13 protein-coding genes are annotated in these 19994 nt (G+C 68.1%); 4 read left to right on the plus strand and 9 right to left on the minus strand.

The features are described from left to right. Window positions 1-1724, minus strand: a 1724-nt coding sequence (locus B2J89_RS13585) for a cation acetate symporter (RefSeq protein WP_169169648.1), incomplete at its 3' end; no start/stop codon positions are given. Beyond that, window positions 1721-2029: a DUF485 domain-containing protein gene (locus B2J89_RS13590; protein ID WP_169169627.1), complete on the minus strand. Its 309-nt coding sequence runs from the start codon at window positions 2027-2029 to the stop codon at window positions 1721-1723. The genes B2J89_RS13585 and B2J89_RS13590, both read right to left, overlap by 4 nt. Before the next feature lie 375 nt (window positions 2030-2404). Here B2J89_RS13590 and B2J89_RS13595 point away from each other — a divergent pair, with 375 nt between their 5' ends. Both B2J89_RS13595 and B2J89_RS13600 read left to right on the plus strand, forming a co-directional pair. After that, window positions 2405-4087: an MFS transporter gene (locus B2J89_RS13595; protein ID WP_169169628.1), complete on the plus strand. Its 1683-nt coding sequence runs from the start codon at window positions 2405-2407 to the stop codon at window positions 4085-4087. Between the two features lie 226 nt (window positions 4088-4313). Next, window positions 4314-5324 (plus strand): porin, encoded by a 1011-nt coding sequence (locus B2J89_RS13600; protein WP_169169629.1) that lies wholly within the window; start codon window positions 4314-4316, stop codon window positions 5322-5324. Window positions 5325-5428: 104 nt separating this feature from the next. Here B2J89_RS13600 and B2J89_RS13605 read toward each other — a convergent pair whose 3' ends face one another. Then, on the minus strand, window positions 5429-6544 hold the full coding sequence (locus B2J89_RS13605; RefSeq protein WP_169169630.1) for an ABC transporter substrate-binding protein: 1116 nt from the start codon (window positions 6542-6544) through the stop codon (window positions 5429-5431). A 188-nt stretch (window positions 6545-6732) separates the two neighbouring features. Between B2J89_RS13605 and uvrA the strand changes: the two genes are divergently transcribed. Both uvrA and B2J89_RS13615 read left to right on the plus strand, forming a co-directional pair. Beyond that, on the plus strand, window positions 6733-12594 hold the full coding sequence (uvrA, locus tag B2J89_RS13610) for an excinuclease ABC subunit UvrA (protein ID WP_169169631.1): 5862 nt from the start codon (window positions 6733-6735) through the stop codon (window positions 12592-12594). Window positions 12595-12765: 171 nt separating this feature from the next. Beyond that, window positions 12766-13275, plus strand: coding sequence for a hypothetical protein (locus tag B2J89_RS13615; RefSeq protein WP_169169632.1), 510 nt, complete (start codon window positions 12766-12768; stop codon window positions 13273-13275). 134 nt (window positions 13276-13409) lie between these two features. Here the strand turns inward: B2J89_RS13615 and B2J89_RS13620 are convergent, their stop codons facing one another. From B2J89_RS13620 to B2J89_RS13645, 6 genes are all read right to left on the minus strand, one after another. Beyond that, window positions 13410-13559, minus strand: a complete 150-nt coding sequence (locus B2J89_RS13620; RefSeq protein ID WP_169169633.1) for a DUF2474 domain-containing protein — start codon at window positions 13557-13559, stop codon at window positions 13410-13412. After that, window positions 13540-14547 (minus strand): cytochrome d ubiquinol oxidase subunit II, encoded by a 1008-nt coding sequence (cydB, locus tag B2J89_RS13625; RefSeq protein WP_169169634.1) that lies wholly within the window; start codon window positions 14545-14547, stop codon window positions 13540-13542. The genes B2J89_RS13620 and cydB overlap by 20 nt, the downstream gene beginning before the upstream one ends. Further along, a complete protein-coding gene (locus tag B2J89_RS13630; RefSeq protein ID WP_169169635.1) occupies window positions 14537-15982 on the minus strand; it encodes a cytochrome ubiquinol oxidase subunit I in 1446 nt (481 codons plus the stop codon). Before B2J89_RS13630 ends, cydB begins: the two co-directional genes overlap by 11 nt. Before the next feature lie 334 nt (window positions 15983-16316). Further along, a complete protein-coding gene (locus tag B2J89_RS13635; protein WP_169169636.1) occupies window positions 16317-18152 on the minus strand; it encodes a nitric oxide reductase activation protein NorD in 1836 nt (611 codons plus the stop codon). Continuing rightward, window positions 18152-19165: a 4Fe-4S binding protein gene (locus B2J89_RS13640; protein ID WP_169169637.1), complete on the minus strand. Its 1014-nt coding sequence runs from the start codon at window positions 19163-19165 to the stop codon at window positions 18152-18154. The genes B2J89_RS13635 and B2J89_RS13640 overlap by 1 nt, the downstream gene beginning before the upstream one ends. Beyond that, window positions 19158-19994 (minus strand): CbbQ/NirQ/NorQ/GpvN family protein, encoded by an 837-nt coding sequence (locus B2J89_RS13645; RefSeq protein WP_169169638.1) that lies wholly within the window; start codon window positions 19992-19994, stop codon window positions 19158-19160. The genes B2J89_RS13640 and B2J89_RS13645 overlap by 8 nt, the downstream gene beginning before the upstream one ends.

Consider the following 19994-nt stretch of genomic DNA (forward strand, 5'->3'; position numbering starts at 1 on the left):
CCCGAGGCGCCAAAGCCGGTTTCCGAGCGCACCTGCTGCGCCGGGAAGGCGGCGCGTTCGCGCGCGGCGTTGGCGCTGCGGTCGGTGATCGAGAACAGCCACACGCCGATGAAGCCGATCGCCATCGAGAACAGCGCGGGCGAGGTGTAGGGGAACCAGGCCGAGCCGGCCGGGTGGCCCAGCGTCGCTTCCCAGACCGACGGTGACACGATGGTCAGGCCCACCGACGAGACCAGACCGAGGAAGCCGCCGACCACGGCACCGCGCGTCGTGCAGTCCTTCCAGAGCACCGACAGGAACAGCACCGGGAAGTTGGCCGAGGCCGCGATCGCAAACGCCAGCGACACCATGAACGCGATGTTCTGCTTTTCGAAGACGATGCCCAGCACCACGGCGATCAGGCCCAGGGCGACTGTGGTCATGCGCGAGACCTTGAGTTCCGAGGCACTGTCGGCCTTGCCCTTCTTGAACACGGTGGCGTACAGGTCATGCGACACGGCCGAAGCGCCCGAGAGGGTGAGACCCGCGACCACGGCCAGGATGGTCGCGAACGCCACGGCCGAGATGAAGCCGAAGAAGATATTGCCGCCCACCGACTTGGCCACCAGCACCGCCGCCATGTTGGCCGTGCCCGCGCCGCCGTGGATCACGCCCGTGGCCACATCCGCGAACTCGGGGTTGGTGAGCACCAGGGTGATGGCACCAAAGCCGATGATGAAGATCAGGACGTAGAAGTAGCCGATCCAGGTCGTGGCCCACAGCACCGACTTGCGTGCCTGCTTGGCATCGGGCACGGTGAAGAAGCGCATCAGGATGTGCGGCAGGCCGGCCGTGCCGAACATCAGCGCCATGCCGAACGAGATGGCCGAAATCGGGTCCTTGATGAAACCGCCCGGCCCCATGATGGCCAGGCCGGCCTTGGCCGCCTCTTCGGGTGTCTTGCCGGTGTTGGCGGCAATGGCGGCGCGCACCTCCACGCCGCGCGCAAACAGCGCCTCGGGGCTGAAGCCGAACTGCGCGAGCACCATGAAGGCCATGAAGGTCACGCCGGCCAGCAGCAGGCAGGCCTTGATGATCTGCACCCAGGTGGTCGCGGTCATGCCGCCGAACAGCACATACACCATCATCAGCGCGCCGACGATGACCACGGCCATCCAGTATTCGAGGCCAAACAGCAGCTTGATGAGCTGGCCCGCGCCGACCATCTGCGCGATCAGGTAGAACGCCACCACCACCAGCGTGCCCGACGCGGCGAACGCGCGGATCGGGCCCTGCTGGAAGCGGTAGCCGGCCACGTCGGCAAACGTGAACTTGCCCAGGTTGCGCAGGCGCTCGGCCATCAGGAAGGTGATGATGGGCCAGCCCACGAGAAAGCCCAGCGAGTAGATCAGGCCGTCGTAGCCCGAGGCCATCACGGCCGCCGAAATGCCCAGGAAGGACGCGGCCGACATGTAGTCGCCGGCAATCGCCAGGCCATTCTGGAAGCCAGTGATGCCGCCGCCAGCGGTGTAGAAGTCGGACGCCGACTTGGTCTTGGAGGCCGCCCACTTGGTGATCCAGAGCGTGCCGGCGACAAAGACGGCAAACATGACGATGGCCGTCCAGTTGGTCGCCTGCTTGGCGGACTGGCCCAGGTCGCCGCCCGCGGCATGGGCGCCGCCCGCCGCCGCCAGCAGGGCCAGCAGCGCCAACGCGCCGCCTGCGTTGTTGTGCCGTGCGTTCATTGCGATGCGTCCTTCAGGATGTCTTTGGTCAGGTTGTCGAATTCGCCGTTGGCGCGGCGCACATAGATGCCGGTGATCACGATGGTGAAGACGATCACGCCGAAACCGATCGGAATGCCCAGCGAGGTCACGCCTGCGCCGATCGGGCGCGCCAGGAATTCCTTGTCAAAGGCGATCAGCGCGATGTAGCCGTAGTACACGACCATCATCAACGCCGTCAGGACGATGGCCAGGCGGTTGCGCTTGCGGCGCAGCTCGAGGTACTTGGGGTGCCTTTGTATTCTGTCGACGATGGGGTCGCTCATGTGTCTCTCCTCGGGGTGGATGCGGAACCGCCATGCAGGCCGGCGCACCGGTCCGCAGGTTTTTGATTCTGCAAACGCCCACTGACCAAGTGCTTACGCTGCGCGGCCGCCAGCGGGTGCGCAGCGGTTTCTCGGCCTGCCGCAGGGCCGGCCCTGGCTGCACGGTGCCGGCGCGCAACGGCCTGCCAAGTGCCCCTTTTTCACATCGGGAAAAGGCACGGCCGGGTTACTACCAAAGCCGTAAGGACCGCGAAAGTTTGCCGTCAACTTCTGTAAGAAACGCGTCAGAGCGGCGTCAGTGCCCGACCGGATAGTGCAACCACAGGTAAATTTTTCACTGCCTGTAGTTCCCCATAAAACTTAGGAGACAAAACCATGGCCATCAATGCCGCCAGCCTGGGTGCCGGCCACCCGGCTCCCAGGCCGATGTCAGCAGAGGAGCGAAAAGTCATCTTCGCTTCGTCACTCGGCACCGTGTTCGAGTGGTACGACTTTTACCTGTACGGCTCGCTCGCCGCCATCATCGCCAAGCAGTTCTTCAGCGGCCTCGATCCGCAGTCGGCGTTCATCTTTGCGCTGCTGGCTTTTGCCGCCGGCTTCATCGTGCGGCCCTTCGGCGCACTGGTGTTCGGTCGCCTGGGCGACATGATCGGGCGCAAGTACACCTTCCTGGTCACCATCCTGATCATGGGCCTGTCCACCTTCATCGTGGGCATCCTGCCGACCTACGCCAGCATCGGCGTGGCGGCGCCGGTGATCCTGATCGCGCTGCGCATGCTGCAGGGCCTGGCACTGGGCGGCGAGTACGGCGGTGCCGCCACCTACGTGGCTGAGCACGCGCCGCACGGCAAGCGCGGCGCCTACACCTCGTGGATCCAGACCACGGCCACGCTGGGCCTGTTTCTGTCGCTGCTGGTGATCCTGGGCACGCGCACGTTCATGGGCGAGGAAGCTTTTGTCGACTGGGGCTGGCGCATTCCGTTCCTGCTGTCCATCCTGCTGCTGGGGGTGTCGGTGTGGATCCGGCTGTCGCTGTCCGAGTCGCCGGCCTTCCAGAAAATGAAGGCCGAGGGCCGCACCTCCAAGGCGCCGCTGTCCGAGTCCTTCGGCCAGTGGAAGAACCTCAAGATCGTCATCCTGGCGCTGATCGGCCTCACGGCCGGCCAGGCCGTGGTCTGGTACACGGGCCAGTTCTATGCGCTGTTCTTCCTGACGCAGCAGCTCAAGGTCGATGCCGTCACGGCCAACCTGATGATCGCCGCGGCCCTGCTGATCGGCACCCCGTTCTTCGTGATCTTTGGCACGCTGTCCGACAAGATCGGCCGCAAGCCCATCATCATGCTGGGCTGTCTGCTGGCCGTGCTGACCTACTTCCCGGTGTTCAAGGCCCTGACCGAAGCGGCCAACCCCGACCTCGCCCAGGCGCAGGCTGCGAACAAGGTCGTGGTCGTGGCCGACCCCAGGGAGTGCTCGTTCCAGTTCAACCCCACGGGCACGGCCAAGTTCACGAGCTCGTGCGACATCGCCAAGCAGGTGCTGGCCGCCGGCTCGGTCAGCTATGACGGCGAAGACGCACCCGCCGGAACGCCTGCGGTCATCAAGATCGGCGACGTGACCATCCCGAGCTACGCGTCGAAGGGCCTGGCCGCCGACGAAGCCAAGAAGAAGGACGCCGAGTTCAAGAAGGCCGTGGCCGACACGCTCAAGGCCGACGGCTATCCGACCAAGGCCGACCCCGCCAAGATGAACAAGGTCATGATGATCGTCATCCTGACCTACCTCGTGATCCTGGTGACCATGGTGTACGGTCCCATTGCCGCCATCCTGGTGGAAATGTTCCCGACGCGCATCCGCTACACCTCGATGAGCCTGCCCTACCACATCGGCAATGGCTGGTTCGGCGGCCTGCTGCCCACCATGTCGTTCGCCATCGTGGCGCAGACGGGCAACATGTACAGCGGCTTGTGGTACCCCATCATCATTGCCGGCATGACGCTGGTGGTGGGCACGCTGTTCCTGCGCGACACCAAGGACGTGGACATCTACGCCGACGACTGAGTGCGCTGCCGCTGGTCCCATTGCGGGGCCAGCGGCAGAACCGGGCGACGCAAAGCGTCCCCGTGTGGCGCCCACGCATCACTTTGGTCATGAAGGCGTCGCCAAACTGTGGTCTGAAGTGCGGTTGAACCTAAAATTTTGATGGTAGATGCACCTTGGACTGATCAGTCAAAAACTGCAGACCGTGCCCTACCCATCGATGGTCAAGATCATTCAAGGAAATCACATGCAAAACCCAAGTCGTTTGTTGCTGGCCCTGCTGGCAGTTGTGGGCAGCAGCGCTGCCCTCGCGCAGAGCAGCGTCACTCTGTATGGTCGCGTGAACACCACCGTGGAACACCAAAAAACAGGTGACACCAAGGTCAATGGCCTCTTCAACAACTCCTCGCGCTTTGGTTTCAAGGGTACGGAAGACCTGGGCGGCGGCCTGAAGGCTGGCTTCCAGCTCGAAAGCGGCTTTGCTTCGGACACCGGCGCTGGCACGGGCTGGCCCGGCCTTCCCAGTTCCAACGGCGGGATCACCTTTGGCCGCCAAAGCGAAGTGAACCTGTCCGGCGGCTTCGGCATGGTGCGCCTGGGCAACTTCACGCCCGAGTCCTACTACGCCACTGCCGACTACGTCAGCATGCACAACCACGACACCGGTTCGTCGTCTGACGCCCTGTACTACGACCCCGTGTGGTTCGGTGGCCTGGGCACCAAGAACAAGGTGGGCTACCGCACCCCCAGCTTCGGCGGACTGACCGTTGATGCTGCCGTGAACCTGCACGAGCAAACCTCCGGCGGCAAGAACGGCTATGACCTGGCTGCCAACTACAACATGGGCCCCCTGGCCCTGGGCGCTGGCTACAGCGCGGTGAACAGCAACAACCAGTTCGGGCTGCGCGCTCTGTACACCATTGGCCAGTTCACGGTGGGTGGCTACTACCAGCGTAACAAGGATGCGAACCAATTGGTTTCGACCGGTGCAGGTACCCGCAACAACTTCCGCCTGGCCGGTATGTACGCCCTGGGCGCTTCCGAGTTCCACCTGAACGTGGGCCGTGCCAACAAGTGGAGCAATGTGGCCGATTCGGGAGCCACGCAGTACACCCTGGCTTACAACTACAACCTGAGCAAGCGCACCAAGGTGTACGGCTACTACACCCGCGTGAACAACAGCGCGAACGCAAACTACAGCGCGCCTTCTGGCCAGGACTTCAGTTCTCTCGCCGTCGGCGTTCGCCACAACTTCTGATGCCTTTGCCAGGCGGGCCGTGTGCCCGCCTGGCAGGGTTGGAAGCCAAAGGCCCCACACCTGCGAAGGTGTGGGGCCTTTTTTGCATCCCTGCGCGGGCGGGCTCAGCGCCGGAAGCTGCCGTCCTGGCCGATGATGGACAGGTCGGAAAAGTCCAGGCCCGTATGGCTGGTGCTGCTGTAGCTCAGCTCCAGGCCGCCCAGGTCATATTTGCGCATACTTTCCAGCGCCGCATGCAGGCGGGCGCGGTCGGGCTTGGGGCCGGCGCGGCGCAGGCCCTCGACCAGCACCTTCGCGTTCACGAAGCCCTCCACCATGGCGGGCGTGAGGGCGCCGGTGTGCTGGGCCTTGGCCAGTGCCATGGCTTCCTTGATCACCGGGTAGCTCATCGAGCGCTCCGATGGGAACACCTGGGTCACCACCACGCCGCGCGCCTGTTCGCCCAGGGCCTTGACGAAACCGCCCGAGGCGTTGTTCGACAGCGTCACGATCTGCCCCGTCACCCCGGCGCCGCGCAGCGCCTTGATGCCATCGACCACGGCGGCGCCCGTGCCGATGAAGATCACCGCCTGGGGCTGCTTTTGCGACACGCGCGGCGCCAGCGCGCTGTAGTCGGGCTTGGCGCGGTCGAATTTCTCGACGAACAAGGCCTCGATCTGGTTGGCCTTGAAGCCCGCCAGGGCGCCCGCCAGGCCGTCGGCGCCAAAGCTGTCGTCCACGTGCACCACGCCGATGCGCTGCACGCCCAGGGTGTTCAGGTGCGTGATGGCCTTTTCGACCTCGCGCTGGTAGGGCGCGCGCACGTTGAAGATGTACTTCTGCAGCGGCTGGTGCAGCACCATGGCCCCGGTGGACGGCCCCACCAGCGGCACGCCATGTTGCTCGAGCAGCGGCAGGATGCCCTGGGTGTGCGGGGTGCCGCGGGTCATGAACAGCGCGATCACGCCTTTTTGCTCGATCAGGGTGCGCGTGTTGTCCAGCGTGAGCTTCGGGTCGAACTTGTCGTCGAGCGAGAGCACCTCGATCTTCTGGCCGGCCACGCCGCCCTGGGCGTTGATGTGGTTGATGTAGAGCGCGGCACCGCCCATCGACTCCTTCACGGTGGCCGCCGCCGAGCCGCTGATGCCCACCGTCTGCCCGACCAGGATCTGGGCCTGGGCTGCGCCCACCAGCCACGCCATGCACGCTGTGCCCATCCAGAAGCTCTTCCAGTGATTCATGCCTTGCCTTTGCCGTGAAAAAAGACCCAGTCTAGGAGAGAACCAGGCGCGCGCGTGAGCGGGTTTGCGCGATGTCGGCGCACGCTTGCGCCGGCGCAAGCCCTGGCTGGGGCCATTCGGAGCCTGGGGCGCCGGCGGTGTGGCGGGCTTCTAGAATGTTCCGCCTACCCCCAGAAAGACCGTCTGCCATGACCCAGGGACTGATCCGCATCCGCGGCGCGCGCCAGCACAACCTGAAAAACCTGGACCTCGACCTCCACACCGGCGAGCTCACCGTGGTCACCGGCCCGAGCGGCTCGGGCAAGTCCAGCCTGGTGTTCGACACGCTCTACGCCGAGGGCCAGCGCCGCTACGTCGAAACCTTCAGCGCTTACGCGCGCCAGTTCCTCGACCGCATGGACAAGCCGGCCGTGGACAAGGTCGATGGCGTGCCGCCGGCCATCGCCATCGACCAGACCAACCCGGTGCGCAGTTCGCGCTCCACCGTGGGCACGATGACCGAGCTCAACGACCACCTCAAGCTCCTGTTCGCGCGCGCCGGCCAGCTGTTCGACCGCCAGACCGCGCAGCCCGTGCGCCACGATTCGCCCGAGACCATTTACGCCGAGCTGCAGCGCCTGTGCGTTGCCGCCGGTGATCCGCGCATCGTGCTGACCTTCCCCGTGGAGCTGCCCGCCCACACCAGCGCCGACGAAGTCGCGCAGTGGCTGTCGGCCAGCGGCTTTACCAAGGTGCAGGCGGAGCGCGAATCGGGCGGCATCAAGCTGCTTGACGTGGTGGCCGACCGCTTTCGCCTCGGCAACACTGAAAAAGCGCGCGCCATCGAGGCGATCGAGGTGGGGCTTAAGCGCGGTGCCGGGCGGCTCAATGTCTACCGGCTGGCCGACGGCGGCGAACCTGAGGTGTGGCGGTTTTCGACCGGCCTGCACTGCCCCGACAGCGACCTGCGCTACAGCGAGCCTCTGGCGTCGATGTTCTCGTTCAACTCGGCGGTGGGCGCCTGCGAGACCTGCCGCGGCTTTGGACGCGTGATCGGCGTGGACTACGGGCTGGTGATCCCCGACGCCAAAAAGACGCTGCGCGCGGGCGCCATCAAGACCCTGCAGACACCCGCGTGGAAGGAAGCGCAGGACGACCTCCTGCGCCACGCCGAAGCCGCCGGCATCCCGCGCGACACGCCGTGGAACCGCCTCAGCGACGAGCACCAGCACTGGGTCATCCAGGGCTCGCCGAACTGGAACGGCAAGTGGAACCAGCAGTGGTACGGCATCAAGCGCTTCTTCGAGTACCTCGAAACCAAGGCCTACAAGATGCACATCCGCGTGCTGCTGTCCAAGTACCGCAGCTACACGCCGTGCCCCAGCTGCGGCGGCGCGCGCCTGAAGACCGAGAGCCTGCTGTGGCGCATCGGCAGCCAGGCGGACGCCGACGCCGTGCTGCCGCCCGCGCAGCGCTTCCTGCCGCAGGGCGTGCAGTGGAGTCGCGCCCAGCTCGAAGCCCTGCCGGGCCTGTGCCTGCACGACCTGATGCTGCTGCCGATCGACCGGTTGCGGCGCTTCTTCGACCGCATGGCCAGCGCAGAAACTCCTGATTCAATAGCTGACAGCGCAGACAGGGCAAGCGTTACGGCCGGTTTTGAGGCAAAAACCGCCCCGGCCGGCGCGCGCAGCGGCGACGCCCAGGCGCTCAAGCTGCTGCACGCGGAAATCACCACGCGCCTCAAATACCTGTGTGATGTCGGCATCGGCTACCTCACGCTCGACCGGCAAAGCCGCACGCTCAGCGGCGGCGAGGTGCAGCGCATCAATCTGACCACGGCGCTCGGCACCTCGCTCGTCAACACGCTGTTCGTGCTCGACGAGCCCAGCATCGGCCTGCACCCGCGCGACATGCACCGCATCACCGAGGCCATGCTGCGCCTGCGCGATGCCGGCAACACCCTGGTGGTGGTCGAACACGACCCGGCCGTGATGCTCGCGGCCGACCGCGTGATCGACTTCGGACCCGGTCCGGGCGAGCGCGGCGGGCGCATCGTGTTCGACGGCACGCCCGAGGCGCTGCGCAGCGCCGACACGCTCACGGGCCAGTACCTCGGCGGGCGCAAGCGGGTCGGCGCACCGTTTGCGCGCCGCGTGACCGACGCCACGCCGCGCCTCATCCTCGAAGGCGTGCGCGAGCACAACCTCAAGGACGTGGCGGTCGAGTTTCCGCTGCAGCGCCTCGTCACTATCACGGGCGTCAGCGGCTCCGGCAAGTCGAGCCTGGTCCAGGACGTGCTGGCGCCGGCGCTGCAGCGCCACTTCGGCAAGGCCACCGAAACGCCCGGCGCATTTGAGCGCCTGCTCGGCGCCGACCACCTGAACGACGTGGTGTTCGTCGACCAGTCGCCGATCGGCAAGACCGCGCGCTCGAATCCCGTGAGCTACGTCGGCGCCTGGGACACCGTGCGCGAGCTGTTCGCCACAGCGCCGCTCGCGCGCGAGCGCAGCTACACCGCGAGCAAGTTCAGCTTCAACAGCGGCGACGGGCGCTGCCCGACCTGCGGCGGCTCGGGCTTCGAGCATGTCGAGATGCAGTTCCTCTCCGACGTCTACCTGCGCTGTCCCGACTGCGACGGCAAGCGCTACCGGCCCGAAATCCTGCAGGTGGCCATCGAGCGCGGCGGCAAGGCCCTCAACGTGGCCGATGTGCTCGACCTCACCGTGAGCGAGGCCGTGGCGCTGTTCGCCAAAGACCGCGACGTGGTGCGCGCGCTGCAGCCCATCGTCGATGTGGGGCTCGAATACGTGAAGCTCGGCCAGCCCGTGCCCACGCTCAGCGGCGGCGAGGCGCAGCGGCTCAAGCTCGCAGGCTTCCTGGCCGGCGCGGCCAAAAGCGCGTCAAACAGCCGCCAGCCGCTGGCGCGCAAGGGCACGCTGTTCCTGTTCGACGAACCGACCACCGGCCTGCATTTCGACGACATCGCCAAGCTGATGCGCGCGTTCGGCAAGCTGCTCGACGCCGGCCATTCGCTGGTCGTCATCGAGCACAACCTCGACGTGATCGCTGCCTCCGACTGGCTGATCGACCTGGGCCCCGAGGGCGGCGACGCCGGCGGCTGGGTCGTGGCCGAGGGGCCGCCCGAGGCGGTGCGCGAACACGCCACGTCGCATACGGGCGCGGCGCTGCGCGACTACGCGCAGGCTATCGGCGCGGCGGGCCATGCGGTGCACGAAGACACTTCGGTGCTCCTTAAAAGAGAGCTGCAGGCGCAGTCCCGCAAAGCGCTGCAGGCCAAAAACACCATCGACATCGTGAACGCGCGCGAGCACAACCTCAAGGGCCTGAGCGTCAGCATTCCGCGCGGCCAGTTCAGTGTGGTCACGGGGGTCAGCGGTTCGGGCAAGTCCACGCTGGCGTTCGACATCCTGTTCAACGAAGGCCAGCGCCGCTACCTGGAATCGCTCAACGCTTATGCGCGCAGCATCGTGCAGCCGGCCGGGCGCCCCGAGGTCGACGCGGTCTACGGCATTCCGCCCACCGTGGCGATTGAGCAGCGCCTCTCGCGCGGCGGGCGCAAGTCCACCGTCGGCACGACCACCGAGGTCTGGCACTACCTGCGCCTGCTCTACGTCAAGCTCGGCGTGCAGCACTGCATCCATGACGGCGCCGCGGTGCAGCCGCAAACGACCGACAGCATCGCCGCGCAGCTGCTCAGGAACTACCGCGGCCAGCACATCGGCCTGCTGGCGCCGCTGGTGCTGAACCGCAAGGGCGTCTACACCGAGCTGGCCGACTGGGCGCGCCCGCGCGGCCACACGCACCTGCGCGTCGATGGCCATTTCGTGCCCACGGCGCCGTTCCCGCGCCTGGACCGGTTCAAGGAGCACACCATCGAGCTGCCCGTGGTGAGCCTCGATGTGCGGCCCGAGAACGAGGCGCTGCTGCGCATTGCGCTCGCGCAGGCGCTCACGCACGGCAAGGGCGTGGTGCATGTGCTCTCGCACCTCGACGGCCTGGCCGAGGCGCTGGAGGGCGGCCTGCCGACGGCGGGCATCGGGCGGGTGAAGGTGTTCTCGACCCAGCGCGCCTGCCCGGTCTGCGCGACGAGCTATGCCGAGCTCGATCCGCGGCTCTTTTCGTACAACAGCAAGCACGGCTGGTGTCCCGACTGCGTCGGCACGGGCGTGCAGCTCACCAAAGAGCAGCGCAAGGTGTTCGACGACTCGGTGCTGGCCGACGACCAGAAGGGCCGCGAGCAGACCTTTGCCGAGCCCGAGGTGGAAGACGTCGAAGGCCTGGCCTGCCCGACCTGCCACGGCACGCGGCTCAACGCCACGGCGCGCGCCGTGCAGTTTGGCGAAGACGCCGCGAGCGGGCGCGCGGGCGTGGCCATCACCGACATCGCGCGCCTGTCGGTGACCGACATCCGCGCCTGGGCGGCTGCGCTGGCGCTCACGGGCCGCCAGGCCGAGATCGCGCGCGACCTGCTGCCCGAGATCCAGAGCCGGCTCGAATTTCTTGAAGAAGTGGGCCTGGGCTACCTCACGCTCGACCGGGGCGCGCCCACGCTGTCGGGTGGCGAAGCGCAGCGCATCCGCCTGGCCGCGCAGCTCGGCAGCAACCTGCAGGGCGTGTGCTACGTGCTCGACGAACCGACCATCGGCCTGCACGCGCGCGACAACCAGATCTTGCTCAATGCGCTGCACCAGCTCAGCAGCAAGGGCAACACCCTGGTCGTGGTGGAGCACGACGAAGACACGATCCGCCGCGCCGACCACATCATCGACATCGGCCCGAGCGCCGGCAAGCGCGGCGGCCGGCTGGTGGCCGAGGGCCGCGTGGCCGACATCACCGGTGCGGCGGATTCGCAGACCGGGCGCTACCTGCTGCACGCCATGCGCCACCCGCTGCAGGCGCGCAGGCCTGTCATGACTCCTGGTTCCATAGCTGACAGCGAAGACGCAGCAAGCGTTTCGGGCCAAAAAGACCCAAAATCGGACGGAGCGACGCGCTGGCTCACGGTGTACGGCGCGCAGCTGCACAACCTGCAGAGCCTCACCGCCAGCGTGCCGCTGCACCGCCTGGTTGCCGTGACGGGCGTCAGCGGCTCGGGCAAGTCGACGCTGGCGCGCGACGTGCTGCTGGCCAATGTGCAGGCCTGGGTGCAGCAGCGTGCTACCCGCGCCGGGCGCGACGCCATGGACGCGGGCAAGGCGCCCGCGCTGGTCGGCTGCACGGGCCTGGCCGGTTTCGAGACCATCGACCGCGTGCTCGAGGTCGACCAGACGCCGATCGGCAAGACGCCGCGCAGCTGCCCCGCCACCTACATCGGTTTCTGGGACACGGTGCGCAAGCTGTTCGCCGAAACGCTCGAAGCCAAGGCGCGCGGCTATGCGCCCGGGCGCTTTTCCTTCAACACCGGCGAAGGCCGCTGCCCGAGCTGTGAAGGCCAGGGCATCCGCACCATCGCCATGAGCTTTCTGCCCGACGTGAAGGTGCCGTGCGAGGCCTGCCACGGCGCGCGCTTCAACCCCGAGACGCTGGCCGTGACCTGGCGCGGCAAGAGCATCGGCGACGTGCTGCAGATGGAGGTGGACGAGGCGGTCGATTTCTTCGCCGCCATGCCCGGCATCGCACACCCGCTGCAGCTGCTCAAGGACGTGGGCCTGGGCTACCTCACGCTCGGCCAGCCCTCGCCCACGCTCTCGGGCGGCGAGGCGCAGCGCATCAAGCTCGTGACCGAGCTGACCAAGGTGCGCGACGAGGTCGGGCGCCGCGGCAACAAGGCGCCGCACACGCTCTACGTGCTCGACGAGCCGACCGTGGGCCTGCACATGGCCGACGTCGACAAGCTGCTGCGCGTGCTGCACCGCCTGGTTGACGGCGGCCACAGCGTGGTGGTGATCGAGCACGACCTCGACATGATCGCCGAGGCCGACTGGGTCATCGACCTGGGCCCCGAAGGCGGCAGCGCCGGCGGCCGCATCGTGGCCGCCGACACGCCCGAAGGGGTGGTGCGCCTGGGCACGCACACCGGCGTGGCGCTGGCGCCGGTGCTGGCCCGCTGACACGGCGCGGCGAGGTGCCGCCGGGGCGTGTGTCGGCGCCCGTCCTACGCCCACTGCCGGCGCACGCGCACAGGGGGCGCGGCGGTGCGCGCCGACGATCGGGACCAGGCAGGAGCGGCCTGCGGCATCTGCCCAGTCGCTCCGTGTTTCATCCACCTACCGGACGCCCCCATGATCTCCTTCCACCCTTTTGCCAAACTGTGCGCCGCCACCGCGGCCGCTTCTGTCCTGCTGGCCGCCTGCGGCGGTGGCAACGACAGCGATCCGACCCCCAGCAACGAACCCGGCGTGCTCACGGTGACCGCGTCCACGCTCGGAGGCATCAACGGCATCTATGGCAACGGCGCGCTGAACCTCACCGATGTCGAGAAAAAGAACCCCATCGGTTCGCAGCCCGAAGTCTGCACGTTCAAATTCGACGGCGCCAACAAGGTGGCCGCAGACACCACGGCGTTTGGCGACATCCGCTACCAGCCCAATGCGAATGTCCTGTATGCCGCCTTCCTGACCTTCTCGGGCAAGGAATACGCCATCGCCAGCAGCGACAACACGGTGGTCGCGCGCGACCGCGACCAGGTGCGCTTCGAGAACACCGCCATGACCGCGACCGATGGCTCCAACAACACCATCCGCGTCAACGGCATCGTGCCCATGCGGACCAACCGCCCTGCGGGCTGCTGAAGACTGCGCACCCTGTTGCGCAGAAGGGCCCTCAGAGGCCCTTTTTGCGTCCGCCGGCATGGGCCAATTCCAGGGGGCGGCAAACCAGGCCTGTCGGGTTGGCCGAAAAGGGAGGGCCTGCAGGCCCACCCGCGCTACGCCGAGAATCCCACCGCTGCCATGAGGTACCGGAGCGCGCTGGCCACCAGGAACAGGGCCGCCACGCTGGCCAACCAGATGAGCACAAGCCACGTCAGGCGCCGCAGCCAAACGCGGGTTCTCGTTTCAGTGGTACCCGTCGCCATGCCGCACCTTGCCCCTGAAGACCCAGTAGCTCCACGCCGTGTACATCAGGATGATCGGAATGATCAGCAGCGCGCCCACGAGGGTGAAGCCCAGGCTTTGCGCCGGCCCGGCAGCTTGCCAGATCGAAATGTCCGGAGGAATGATGTTGGGCCACAGACTGATGCCCAGGCCCGTGTAGCCGAGAAACAGCAGCGCCAGCGTCAGGACGAACGGCCCGGCGTGGGTCGAGCCGCGCAGCGTTTGCAGCAAGCGCCAGACGACGGCCGCCACCAGCAGGGGTACCGGCGCGAAGTACAGCAGGTTGGGCAGCGAGAACCACCGCTCGGCGATGGCTGGGTGGGCCAGCGGCGTCCACACGCTCAACGCGACGATCACCGCGAGCATCGCCCACACCAGCGGCCGGGCCAGCGTGCGCATGCGTTCCTGGAGGTCTCCCTCAGTCTTCATGACGAGCCACGTGGCGCCGAGCAGTGCATAGGCGGCCACCAGCGCGAGCCCGGTGAACACGGAAAACGGCGAAATCCAATCGAACGGGCCGCCTGCGAAGTTGCCGTCCACCACCGCGAGCCCGCTGAGGAAGGCGCCCAGCGTCACGCCCTGGAAGAACGTGGCGGCAAGCGATCCACCGATGAACGCGGCGTCCCACCAGTGGCGCCGCGCCGCGTGGGCCTTGAAGCGGAACTCGAAAGCGACGCCGCGGAAGACCAGACCCACCAGCATCAGGATCAACGGCAGGTAGAACGCGCTGAGGATCACCGCATAGGCGAGCGGGAAGGCCGCGAGCAGGCCCGCACCGCCGAGCACCAGCCAGGTTTCGTTTCCGTCCCACACGGGGGCGACCGTGTTCATCATCACGTCGCGGTCCGCCGTCGCGGGCACGAGCGCGAACAGGATGCCGATGCCCAGATCGAAGCCGTCCATCACCACGTACATCATGATGCCGAACAGAATGATGACGGCCCAGATGAGAGGAAGATCAATGCCCATGGGGAACCTCCGGTGCTGCGAGCGCATCCACTGCGTCCATGCCCTCCGATGCCGCCGACAGCGGGCGCATCGGCTGGCGCGGCTCCCCCGGTCCACCGTGCACCGGGGCGTCGCCGCCATTGCTCGCGGGCCCTTTTCGGATCAGGCGCAGCCCATAGGCCGTTCCCGCGCCGAACACCGCGAAATAGACGAGCACGAAGAGGCCGAGCGTGAAGCCCACCTGCGACGCGGAATGCTGCGGCGACACCGCCTCGGCAGTGCGCATGACCCCATACACGATCCAGGGTTGCCGGCCTACTTCCGTCGTCAGCCAACCTGCAAGGATCGCCACCAGGCCGGCCGGCGACAGCGCCAGCGCAAAGCGCAGGAAGGCGCGGTGCGAGAAGATGCGCTGCCCCCGGCGCAGCCACAGCCCCCAGAAGGCCAGTGCGATCATCAGGACACCGAGCCCCACCATGGCGCGGAACGTCCAGAACACCACCGTCGAGTTCGGCCGGTCTGCGGGCGGAAAGTCCTTGAGCGCCGGTATCTGCCCGTCCCAGCTGTGTGCGAGCAGCAGGCTGCCGGCCCGGGGAATCTCGATCGCGTAGCGCGTCACCTCCGCCTCCATGTCCGGCCAGCCGAACAGCTTCAGCGGCACCCCGGCGCCTTCGGGCGTGCGTTCCCAGTGGCCCTCGATCGCCGCCAGCTTGGCGGGCTGGTGTTCGAGCGTGTTCAGCCCGTGCTGGTCGCCGATGAGCGCCTGGATCGGCGCGGCCGCCAGGAGCATCCACAGGGCCATGGACAGCATGGTGCGCACACGGGTGTTGTCGCGGCCCGCCAGCAGGTGCCAGGCTGCGGCACCCGCCACCATGAGCGCGGTCGCAAGGTACGAGGCGACGACGGTGTGCGCCAGGCGATAGGGAAACGATGGGTTCAGGACCACGCGCAGCCAGTCGACCGGTACGACACGCCCGTCGATGATCTCGTGGCCTTGGGGCGTCTGCATCCAGCTGTTCGAGGCCAGGATCCAGGTGGCGGAGACCAGCGTTCCGAGCGCGACCGCCAACGTCGACACGAAGTGCAGCGCCGGCCCGACACGGTCCCGCCCGAACAGCATCACGCCGAGAAAACCGGCTTCGAGGAAGAAGGCCGTCAGGACCTCGTAGGCGAGCAGCGGGCCCGTGACCCCCCCGGCAAAGCGTGAAAAGTTGCTCCAGTTCGTGCCGAACTGGTAGGCCATGACCAGCCCCGACACCACGCCCATTCCGAAGGCCACCGCAAACACCTTGATCCAGAACTGGTAGAGGTCGATGTAGACCTTGCGGCCCGTGCGCAGCCACAGGCCCTCCAGCACCGCCAGATAGCTCGCCAACCCGATGGTCAGGGCTGGAAACAAGATGTGGAACGAGATCGTGAAACCGAACTGGATCCGGGCGAGCATCAATGAAGTCATGTCGGTGCCTCGTGTGGCTGAGCTTCACCCCTTCAGGCCAGCTGTGAACGACAGCACGAAAATCATGCGTCGCCTGGCGCCCGACAGGCTGTAGTCCAATGCCGACAAATGCGTCGAAATCGACCGGCGGGCGAGCGATTCGGGCCGCGCACTGGAGCGCCCGCTGGACGGCACGGCCGGGGAGCGATGGCGTCCCTGGGGGGCGCGCATGGGCCGGCCGCGCCCAAAGACAAAGCGTTCGGTCCCGCGACGCCAGCCCGTGAACTCGACCATTCAACCGCGCAGGGCTTGCGCGGGACGGCTTGGTTTTTTGCGGAAAGCGGAACTGCCTGGCTCAGCGTGCCAGCGTCGCCCAGGCCTGGGTCAGGCGCTGTACCAGGTCTTGGGGCTGGCGCACCAGCGCATAGCCCTGGCTGCCAAAGAGCATCGGCAGATAGTCGTGCGCCTCGCGGTCGATGGTGACGCAGAACGGCACCAGGCCGGCCTCGCGCGCTTCCTGCACCGCATGGCGCGTGTCTTCGAGGCCGTAGCGGCCTTCGTAGACGTCGAGGTCGTTGGGCTTGCCGTCGGTCAGCACCAGCAGCAGGCGCTGGCGCTCGGGGCGGGCCGAGAGGCGCCGCGTCGCATCGCGCAGCGCGGCGCCCATGCGCGTGTAGAAGCCGGGCTTGATCGCGCCCACGCGGCTGCGCACGGTGTCGTTCCAGCGCTCGCCAAAGCCCTTGAGGTGCTGGATGCGCACATGCTGGCGCCGCACCGAACTGAACCCGAGCATCTCGAAGGCATCGCCCGTGGCCGACAGCGCCTCGCCAAACACGTACAGCGCGTCGCGGATCACGTCGATCACGCGCGCGTGGTCGGTGGCATAGGCGTCGGTCGACAGCGACAGGTCGGCCAGTAGCAGCGTCGCCAGGCTGCGCTCGCTGCGCTGGCGGCGCAGGTACACCGGCGGCGCGTCGCTGTGCCGCGCGCCGCTGCAGGCCTCGGTCCGGAAGCGCACCCAGGCGTCGATGTCGAATTCATCGCCCAGCGTCTGGCCGCCCTGCCAGCGCGGCGCGGCGCGCAGCACTTCGAGGCGCCGGCGCACGCGCCGCGCCGTGGCGCGCAGTGTCGGCGGTGGCGTGTACGGTGCGCCGGGGCGCGCCACGGAACACTGCACCGCGCAGTGGTCGGGCAGCAGCGCCCGCCGGCGCCAGTCCCACTCGGGCGTTTTGCGGCCGGGGCCGAGCGGCAGGTCGTCGTGCGCTGCGCTGGGCAGGTCCAGGTCGAACTTGATGCGCGATGCCGTGGTCTGCTCGCCGCGCGCCAGCGACAGCGTGTCCATGTCGTTGGCGGCCGCGGTTGCGTTGGGGTCGGCCTCGTCGTCGGTGCCGCGGTCCAGGCGCACCAGCTCGCTCCAGGTGGTGATGGCCTCGACCTTGGCGGCCACCAGCAGCGGGTTGTGCACTTTCTCGTGCTCGACGCGGCGCGAGCGCCTGCGCCGCTGGCGTTCCGGGGCGGCAGCGTCGGCGTCGGGGCGCGTGGCGTTCTCAGGGCCGTTGCCCGGGGCGCTGCCGGGGGCGGGCGGGGCACTGAGCCCGGCGTCCAGCCACAGCCACACGGGCGCCACCTGGGCCGGCGTGACGAACAGCGGGCCGTGGTCTTCGCCGCGCAGCGCTGCCTGCACCGCGGCCTCGAACGGCACGGCGTCGGCGCGCAGGCTGGCCAGGGGCGGGCGCTGCACCAGGTGGGCCTGCAACAGGCGCTGGTGGCGGCTGCGCAGGCCGGCAAAGCGCTGCAGCGCGCGCGCGGTGGCGGCGCGGTTGTCGGCAATCCAGTCGCCGCTCGCCTCGAACACGGCGGCCAGCGCGGCCAGCCACAGGTAGAGGTCGCGGTTGAGTTCGCGGCTGTCGAGTACCGCCAGCTGCGCCGGCAGCGCCAGCGTTTCCCAGTCGAGCACCGGCAACGGCACGCGGATGCCGCTGCCCGCCAGGCGCTGCAGCCAGCCGCGCGGCCCGCCGTGGCGGCTGTCGGCCACGGGCGCCACGCGCACCCCGGCGTCGCCGCCGCCGGCGCGGTACAGCAGGGCCAGGCTGCGGCGCATCTCTTCGAGCGTGACCTGCACCGCGGCGCGGTCGGGTTCGGCCAGGCGCGTGACCGCGCGGTGCCACCACTGGCCCATCCATTCTTCCATCAGGGGTTCTCCTCGCGCCGCTGGCGCAGGGTTTCGCGCACCGCATCGACGCCGATCTTCCATTCGAGCGTCGGCGTGCGCCCCTGGTCGGTCTGCGTGCTGTCGCAGGCCTGCAGGCACTGGCCGCACTGCACGCAGGCAAACATCATGCGTTTGATGTTGCGCGGGTTCAGGCGCATGGGGCAGGCGTGGTCGCAGGCGCTGCCGCGCGGCGCGTCACAGGTCTTGCACTCGCGGGCGCGGCTGCGCGTGAACGACACCACCATCGCCTTCGGGTTGGCCATCCAGGCCAGGCTCTGGAACAGGCCGACGGCGCAGCCGTAGCGGCAGAACAGGTGGCGCGCCAGCGTGAATTCGAGCGTGAAGACGAGCGTGCCCATGGCCAGGAAGCGCGCCTCGTTCGGCGTGAGCGTGCCGTGCACCAGGTGGCCCCAGACCAGCGCGGGCGGCAGCAGGTAGGTCAGCAGCGTGATCGCCCAGGCGAAGCCGCACAGCAGGCAGGCCGCCAGGAACACCGGCCACCAGCGTTTATCGGCCGTGCGGCCGGGGCGCGGCGTGGGCGATTTGTCCCACAGGCTGAGCTTGCCGGTGGCGCGGTGCAGCAGGCCGTTGAGGGTTTCGACCAGCGAGAAATGGGGGCACAGCCAGCCGCAGTACAGGCGGCCAAAGCGGTAGGCCACGGCCAGAAAGCCCACGACCAGGGCCAGCGCGGGCAGGATGCCGCGGCAGGTGATGGCCCACGCGGTCTGCACCGCCGTGGCCTCGCCGCGCACGAAGGCATCGATGCCGAGCGACCAGCGAAAACCGAGCACCCACAGCTGGGTCTCGGTCAGGTCAAAGCGCAGCAGGTTGAGCGCGGGCGCGAGCAGGAACACGGCAAAGAAAGACAGCTGCAGTCCGCGGCGCCGGCGCTGCAGCTGCTGGGTGCGGCGCAGGGACAGCGGCGGCGGCGCAGCGCCCGCAGCGCCGGTGGCGCAGCGGGCGGCGCTGGCGCAGCCACCGCAGTCAGGCATCGTCGTCGCCCACCACGGCGCGCACCACCTCGTCGAGGGCCGCGAGCGTGTCGCTGTCGTCGCTCAGCGCATCGACCACGGCGGCGCGGCAGGCCGCGCGCAGCGGCAGGCCCGAGGCCACCAGGCGCGCCGCCATCACCAAGAGGCGCGTGCTGGCGGTCTCTTCGAGGTCGTGGTCGCTCAGGCGCCGCAAGGCTTGGGCCAGCTGCACCAGGCGCGCTGCCAGCGCGGGCGTGGCCCGGCCTTCGCGTTCCAGGATCGCGCGCTCGACCGCGGGCGCGGGGTAGTCCAGCGTCAGCGCGGTGAAGCGCTGGCGCGTGCTGGGCTTGAGGCCCTTGAGCAGGTTCTGGTAGCCGGGGTTGTACGAGATGACGAGCATGAACTCGGGCGGCGCCTGCAGCAGTTCGCCGGTGCGCTCGATCGGCAGCACGCGCCGGTCGTCGGCCAGCGGGTGCAGCACCACGGTGGTGTCCTTGCGCGCCTCGACCACCTCGTCGAGGTAGACGATCGCGCCTTCGCGCACCGCGCGCGTCAGCGGCCCGTCGGCCCAGACCGTGTTGCCCTGGCCGATCAGGTGGCGGCCCACCAGGTCGGCCGCGCTCAAATCGTCGTGGCAGGACACGGTGATCAGCGGGCGGCCCAGCCGCGCCGCCATGTGCTCGACGAAGCGCGTCTTGCCGCAGCCGGTGGGGCCTTTGATGAGCAGTGGCAGCTGCTGCTCGAAGCAGTGTTCGAACAGCGCGCATTCACTGCCCTGCGCGGCATAGAACGGCACGCGGGCGGCGCTGGCGCCTGCGGCCGGCGCGGTGGCAGAAAGGACGGGTGCCAT

It is taken from the genome of Acidovorax sp. SRB_24, from assembly GCF_012931925.1.